This window comes from Paenibacillus durus (assembly GCF_000756615.1).
GTDB lineage: Bacteria > Bacillota > Bacilli > Paenibacillales > Paenibacillaceae > Paenibacillus_AQ > Paenibacillus_AQ durus.
In genome coordinates this window covers 3,153,184-3,160,060 of the sequence record NZ_CP009288.1, presented here as the reverse complement: position 1 = coordinate 3,160,060, position 6,877 = coordinate 3,153,184, and the positions used below count along the sequence as shown (strand labels likewise).

7 protein-coding genes are annotated in these 6,877 nt (G+C 47.8%); all 7 read right to left on the bottom strand.

Annotated elements, in window-relative coordinates; genetic code table 11:
- Positions 1 to 7: 7 nt before the first annotated feature.
- Genes PDUR_RS13620 through PDUR_RS13590 form a run of 7 tightly spaced genes read right to left on the bottom strand, consistent with a single transcriptional unit; the run spans position 8 to position 6,867 of the window.
- The gene (locus PDUR_RS13620) at positions 8 to 1,330 is read right to left on the bottom strand and encodes an ABC transporter permease (protein ID WP_042206748.1); all 1,323 of its coding nucleotides are present in this window, start codon (positions 1,328 to 1,330) and stop codon (positions 8 to 10) included.
- 37 nt (positions 1,331 to 1,367) lie between these two features.
- Positions 1,368 to 2,558: an ABC transporter permease gene (locus PDUR_RS13615; protein WP_169744911.1), complete on the bottom strand. Its 1,191-nt coding sequence runs from the start codon at positions 2,556 to 2,558 to the stop codon at positions 1,368 to 1,370.
- Between the two features lie 53 nt (positions 2,559 to 2,611).
- Positions 2,612 to 3,292: an ABC transporter ATP-binding protein gene (locus PDUR_RS13610; RefSeq protein ID WP_042206746.1), complete on the bottom strand. Its 681-nt coding sequence runs from the start codon at positions 3,290 to 3,292 to the stop codon at positions 2,612 to 2,614.
- 20 nt (positions 3,293 to 3,312) lie between these two features.
- Complete coding sequence (locus tag PDUR_RS13605; RefSeq protein WP_042206745.1) at positions 3,313 to 4,083, bottom strand: enoyl-CoA hydratase-related protein; 771 nt, start codon at positions 4,081 to 4,083, stop codon at positions 3,313 to 3,315.
- Between the two features lie 20 nt (positions 4,084 to 4,103).
- A complete protein-coding gene (locus PDUR_RS13600; protein ID WP_042206744.1) occupies positions 4,104 to 5,336 on the bottom strand; it encodes a hydroxymethylglutaryl-CoA synthase family protein in 1,233 nt (410 codons plus the stop codon).
- 5 nt (positions 5,337 to 5,341) lie between these two features.
- Complete coding sequence (locus PDUR_RS13595; RefSeq protein ID WP_052410217.1) at positions 5,342 to 6,619, bottom strand: beta-ketoacyl synthase N-terminal-like domain-containing protein; 1,278 nt, start codon at positions 6,617 to 6,619, stop codon at positions 5,342 to 5,344.
- Positions 6,616 to 6,867 (bottom strand): acyl carrier protein, encoded by a 252-nt coding sequence (locus PDUR_RS13590; RefSeq protein ID WP_042206743.1) that lies wholly within the window; start codon positions 6,865 to 6,867, stop codon positions 6,616 to 6,618. The genes PDUR_RS13595 and PDUR_RS13590 overlap by 4 nt, the downstream gene beginning before the upstream one ends.
- Positions 6,868 to 6,877 lie beyond the last annotated feature (10 nt).

Genomic DNA, 6,877 nt, shown 5'->3' with positions numbered 1-6,877 from the left:
ATTCCTCCTAGCCCTTTGAGCTGAACAATCTTGATATAACGGGGACCCGTTTCTGGCGTTTAAGCATCAAATCGGTGATGTTCTGATAACACATTTGCAGCCCGGGATACAGGGTCGAGATGAGCGAGAATAAGATGATAATAGCAAAGGAAAAGACAACATCACCCACCTTCATGAATGGGAAGAAGCTCTCTCCGCCAAGCACGAAGCTTACAGCCCCCGGTCCTACGTAAATCCCGGCTTTGGAGAAATAAAGGACAAGCACGGCAGACAGAACGAATGCAACAAGCAAGGAGAGCAGCGATAGAAAAAACAATTCATAGAACACAATCAGATAAGTTTGCATACGGCTGTATCCAATAGCTCTCATACTTCCGAATTCCTTTAACCGTTCGAATATGTTCATTTTGATTGTGGTATACACTCCTGCCGCTATCACACACAGGAAGAAAATAAAGAAGATATTGAAGAAGAGCTTCATAATTTTGGAGGTATTCGTATAAAATTCCGAAGCCAGTGAATAAGGCTCCGCTCGCAGCACCGGGTTTCCTCTCAACAATTCGGCATCCAATGCGGATGAGAATGCTCCGGCGTTAGCACTGTTCTTAAGATACAGCCTGCCGATATCGAAGTATTCCGGCTCTACAGCCAATAGCTTTCTTAAATAGCTGTCCGGCACATAAGCATAAATATTATTGTAACCGGCTCCGTTCGCGTAGGTTCCGGCTATATGGAAATTTGCGCTTTTGGCCTGACCCTCCGCCGAGGTGTAATCGATCGTAATGGTATCTCCGACCTTCAGATTGTTATCTGCCAGCTTTTCTTCGCTGAGATAAAGATCATTTTCCTGCTTAAAATCGAAAGTACCGCTGTCCGGTTCCACCGTCTTCGTATCACTGAAGAAATGTCCGCTCGCTTCCGTAAGCCCATACAGCATGACAAAATCCATCGAGCTGCCTTTCATAATATAAGCATTACGATGAATGGTAGGATAAAAAGCCTTGATCTCATCATCATGCTTCTGTAAGTAAGCATCCAGTCTCTGAAGAGCCGCCTTATTCTCAGCGTCCTTTCGCAGATCATATGTCTTGCCGTTCTCGGAGAATTTACCAGGGTCGCTGCCGCTGATCTTTTGTTGCTCTTCCCATTCCACGGCCACATGTCCCGACTGGATGTTCATATACCCCTTTAATACCTGCTGCTGAACTCCGTTCATGGCAGACGTGCTAAGCAGGATAAATAAACAGGAAATAAAGATAGCGGCACCGATCATTGCTGACCTTTTTTTGTGGGCAAATATATTGCGTAAAGCGATTTTTATCAGCACCATTACAGTTCCCCTCCCCAAAGTGTTGTCAGCATCTGCTTCATCCTTCTTGTAAAGCTTCAACAGGCTTGAGTGAGGATATCCTGAATGAAGGGATAAGCGACGATAGCAATCCAATTGCCAGCATGATGCCTATGATCGGAAGAACCTGTACGGCATTATATTGGATAAAAAATTCACTTCCCATGACATAGGTTAAAGGAGGCATCGTATGAATCGCGATATGGGATAATCCGGCTACAATGCCGCTGCCAATAACAAATCCGGCGATATTAAAAAATAAGCAGATCAGCAAAATTTCAGCGATGAAGATCAGGATAATATTGTTTCTGCTAAAGCCGATGGCCCTCATGGTCCCGATCTCCTGACGTCTTTCCACAGCGATCATCAGGATTAGATTCATTAACAGGACGGCGGTAATGAACAACAGGATGAACATAAAACCAAAGAACAATGCTTTATACAGGGTAACCCCGCCCATAATAAAGCCTCCCATGTCTTTCCATGCCGATACCTTAACATCGCTTGCCGTCAAACCGAGACCGTGTAATTTATTTTGCAGCAGACTCGTGTCGTCCGTCTTCGGGTTTGCTCTGTCATACACTATAATTTCAGAGACTTCCCCGTTCTCAAAGCCGATAAAATGCTGCGCACTAGGGAGCTGGGTGTAAGCAGCCGAATAACCAAACATACTGAGCATTTCAAAATCGCCTATTCCAACAACCTTTAGCTTTCCGTCCGGCGCCGGAGGATTCAGCTTCATAGAATAGACTTCGATACTGTCTCCTACCTTAACGCCAAGCTTGGTTGCCTGGGCGGTGGTCAACAGTATTTCTCCTTCGCCGCTCCCATCAAGATAACGTCCGTCCGTTAATTTGAAGGCTTGTTTATACTCCGGGAAATCCTGGTCCAGTCCGACCAGTGTGACCGGATATTTCGCTCCATTGGCGGTTAGTATGGTACTGAAGCGGACCCGCCGGACCGCCAGCTCGGTTTCGCTCTCAATTTCGGATACGATCTGATTGGCTTCTGCTTTATCCATGAAGCTCTTGCTGTTAGCCTGATGCTTCATCGTTACCATATCCGCATCAGTAGCACTAGCCGGTCTGATCTGCAAGTTGCCCGTCACCGCCTGGATGATCTTATCCTCCATCCCGCTCCGCATAGTGCTGACAAAAGAGCTGAATACGATATAAAGGATGGTCGCGAACATAACAAAAAAACCGATCATGAAAGAGCGGCCTTTATTCTGAAACATATTCCTAAAAGAGATTCGGAACATATTCAGTCTCCCTTCCCGCCGATAATTACGCCGTCTTCAATGCGGAGTATTTTATCTGCTCTCTCCATGATTTTGGGATCATGGGTGGAGAATACAAAGGTCGTGTTCTCCGTGCTGCGGATATGCTTCATCAGATCAATGATTTCGATAGCCACCTTGGAATCGAGATTGGCTGTCGGTTCGTCCGCCAGCACTAGCTGCGGCTTCGTCACAAGCGCTCTGGCGACCGCTACACGCTGCCTTTGGCCTCCCGACAGTTCTGAAGGCTTTCTTTGGCCAAAGTCTTTCAAGCCCACAGCTTCGATGAAGTGATTAACTCTCTTCTTACGCTCTGAAGCACTGACTTCCTTCATAATGAGCAGCGGCAATTCTACATTCTCATATACATTCAGGACAGGGATCAGATTAAAGCTCTGAAAGATGAAGCCGATTGTTCTTAAACGCAGTTGATCCAACTGGTGTTCCGTCAAGTTATTGACCTGAGTGCCGCCAATCCATATCTCCCCGCTGGTAGGCCGGTCCAGACAGCCAATCAGATTTAATAAAGTTGATTTCCCGCTGCCGGAGGCTCCGGCTATGGTTGAAAAATCACCCTTGTCTATTTTCAGATTGACCCCGCGTAAAGCTTTGATATCCGTCTCACCCAAGCGGTAGTTTTTGATCACATTTTTAATTACAATCAACGCACATCCCCCTCACATGACTATTCCCACGGAAATTTTTTGTAGAGCAGATAGTTTCGGATGTCTTCTTTAATCCGCGGGTCTGATACCAGGCTGTTCGTTCTTTCGATTGCCATTTCTTCCATCTCATTGTCAATCAGCCAAAGCTTGCGGAAATAGGCTTTCATGTTAAGAACCGTTTCCGATTTTATTCTGAGCAGCCTTTGGCTGAACTGGTGAATGCTCTCTGGCGGAGAATCATGGATTTCATCGATGAGATTCATGGACAAGGCCGCTTCTGCACCAACCGGCATTGTGGTTAACGACAGGACATAAGCTTTCTGATAACCGGTTCTGCGCATGATATAGGGTACCGCCATCGAAGGCAACAGTCCCCATAACGCTTCGGAAAGAGCGAACCTTGATCTGGGGGTGGCAATAACCAAGTCAGATGCGGCCATAATCCCTAAACCGCCGGCAATGGCTTCACCATCCACTACAGAGATAATAACTTTGGGAAATAACGAAATACGTTTGAGTGTATGCATGTATAACGTACTCAATTCCAGCGTGGCACCGTCGTCCCCCCGGGCAGAGGTTTCAGTAACTTCCGAGAAATCCATCCCTGTACAAAAATAACCCGGCTGTCCCTGCAAGACAATGATCTTGCAGGGATCTCCTTCCAGCTCATCCAGCAGCGTGTTTAATTCCAGCAGCAGTTCCCTGTTAATGCTGTTCCGGGCCGCTCTCCGGTTCAAGGTGATCTGGGTTCCATAGCTCATACGTTCGACTAGTAAGGTATTCATGGTCATCCCTGCGCTCTCCGGTCAATTTAGCTAAAGCGGTATTCACGGTGGAATTCCGTAACTTTGTCCAGCACAAGCATATTCCGGCCTTCAAAATAATGCTCATACATTGCGGAGAACGGAGCCACATCGACCGTCTTGTTCTGTACTCCAAAGATCCATTCCAGATTCAAATCCAGCAGACGGTCATATTCATCCATGTTCAGAGGATAACGTCTGGACAACTGCTGCTGGATGTTCATTTGCTTGATCTTCCGCTTGGAATCCGGCGTGACGATACCGCTGTAAAATTCAGAAGAGCAACCCGAACCGTATGAGAATATGCCCAGGCGCTTCACATTGTTAATCTCACCATTGTCCAGCAGACTGCAGAGAGCCATATACACAGTAGCGGAATAGATATTCCCTACCTGCACGCAATGCTGAATGGATGGACTTACACGTCTGGCAAAGTCCGCTTCAATCAAATCCGGCTTGAGCCGGTATAAGTCCCGCATCATCTTCCGGTGACCGCCTTTAACCATTCCGGCAAAGGGAGTATGGAATACCAGATAGTCAAAGGTTTCACGAAAATCCGCTTCGTCTACTCTCTCTGTATAATTCTTATAGCTATTTTCCAGACAATCCAGATAGGAGAGCAGCGACAAATCAGGGTCCCCGGTCTCTATTTCCGGCAATGGTCTGCAGGTATCCATGACCTCATAACCATAGTAGCCGGTTGCTCCCCAGTCGAGCTCCAGGATGTCCGGCTTGTCGCTGACCAGCATCGCTACTGCGCCCACGGCTTGTGACACTTCCGCATAGGTTTTCTTGGCGGCTGCGCGGGCAACGTCGCTTGCAATTACAAGAGCTTTGGCGCCCGGAGAAGCGCCGGATGCGATGAAACTTGCTGCCATGTGCAGAGCCGCTGTACCTCCATAACAGGCCTGCTTCAGCTCAAATAAGCGGCAGTTCCGGTTCAGGCCCAAATAATCATGAATATACGTACTCAGAGATTTGCCGAAATCAAGACCGGACTCACTGGCCGTAATGACGAGTTCGATCCGGCCTTTATCCTCTGCCGATAATTGATCAACAATGGGCTTGGCCGCGTTAACCGCGTTGGTAACCGTATCTTCACAAGGAAGCCCCATGGATTTGTTGACCATCATCAGATTATTGAAACGTTCCAGATCCAGACCTCTTTCTTCAAAAATAGTTCTAACAGGTATGAAAGAAGGTCCGGCATATAAATTTATCGACTCAATCCCTACGCTCACGTATTTCAACCCCTTGTAAATAGAATGCTGGAGTTCACTCCGCCAAAGCCAAAAGAATTGCTAAGTGCTGCCTCCACTTGATATTGTTCGGCAGTCTTCCCTGTGAAACGGAACCGCTCATCAATCGGCTGCTCGAGGTTAATATTCGGATGCAGGAATCCGTGAACCATTTGCTGTACTGTCGCTATGGCCTCAACAATCCCTGCGGAATACAGGCAGTGCCCCGTCAAACATTTGGTCGAATTCAACCAGATCATTGACGTTTCTTCCTGGAACACCTGGCGGATGGCAGCTAATTCCGTACGGTCGCCGAGAGGCGTCGAAGTGCCATGTGTATTGATATATTGTATTTCCCCGATAGATTTGCGGGCCTGCAAAATACAACGCTCCATGACTTGTGCTTCCCCATCCGTGCTCGGATCGGATGACCGATTTCCGTCCAGTTGCGAGGCCGTTCCGGCTATCTCCGCCCATACGGCAACGCCTCGCTTCTCCGCATGTTCCCTGGATTCCAGCAAGAGGCAGCCGCTGGCTTGACCATAAATAAACCCTTCGTGGGAAGGGTCAAAAGGGCGGCTTGCCGCAACTGGATTCTCCGTAAAGCTCCTGCCGCCCAGTGCGCCCATATTAAAATATCCATATAATTCCATTGGAGTTAAGTCCGCCATGGGACCCGCTACCAGACAGGCATCGATGTAACCGTGCCTAATCAACCGTTCTGCCTGAATAATTGCCATATTCCCGCTTGCCGAAGCCCCGCCGACTGTGAAGCCTTCTCCCCGAATCCCGAAAATTTCGCTGAGGACACCGACATAATTCGTATCCATCTGCTGAAGGATCAAGTTTGGTGACGTATACTCTGGAGAATGACGGAATTTATCTACATTGTCATACAGCACAGCCGTAGTTAAATTGCTGCCGGCAACGATTATACCTATCCGGCCCGGCTCCATTTCTTTCTGCTGCAATTCTGCCATTCTCCAGGCTTCCATTGCGGCAATTATGGTCGTCTTCATCGACTTGCTCATGCGGTTGAAGCCTTTTTTGGCTTGTGAGACAAGTCTGCCGCTATCCGGCTCATAGGAGGCAAAGTCAACATTGAACTCACCAAGCAGTGCCCCGACTTGAACCGGAAAATCAGGCAGCGCGGGCAAGACGAGCTTCGCCGCACCGCTATTTCCTTGCTTCAGTGATTCCGTGAACGCTTCAATGCCGTGCCCGATTGAACTGACAATTCCCATTCCAGTTACAGCAACCTTCACTCCGCTATGAACGAGATTCACTGAAGCGCAGCCTTCTTCTGGAAGAGGAACTCTGCCAATTCTTGAATGCTTCGGGTCTGGGCCATCTCAACGAGCGGCACTTTAATCTCCAGCTTCTCCATGACTGTCAGAATGATATCCATACGGTCCAATGAATTGGCACCCAAATCTTTAAGTGACTGATCCTGCCGGATATTGTTAACATCAACATCTTCCAAGGTTTCTGTAATGCAGTCTTTCAGCAATTCCAATACGTATTCCTTATTCATGGGCTTATCC

Coding starts and splice junctions, on each gene's coding strand:
- PDUR_RS13590 (WP_042206743.1), bottom strand. CDS start 6,867: ATGAATAAGGAATACGTATTGGAATTGCTGAAAGACTGCATTACAGAA.
- PDUR_RS13605 (WP_042206745.1), bottom strand. CDS start 4,083: ATGACCATGAATACCTTACTAGTCGAACGTATGAGCTATGGAACCCAG.
- PDUR_RS13620 (WP_042206748.1), bottom strand. CDS start 1,330: ATGGTGCTGATAAAAATCGCTTTACGCAATATATTTGCCCACAAAAAA.
- PDUR_RS13615 (WP_169744911.1), bottom strand. CDS start 2,558: ATGATCGGTTTTTTTGTTATGTTCGCGACCATCCTTTATATCGTATTC.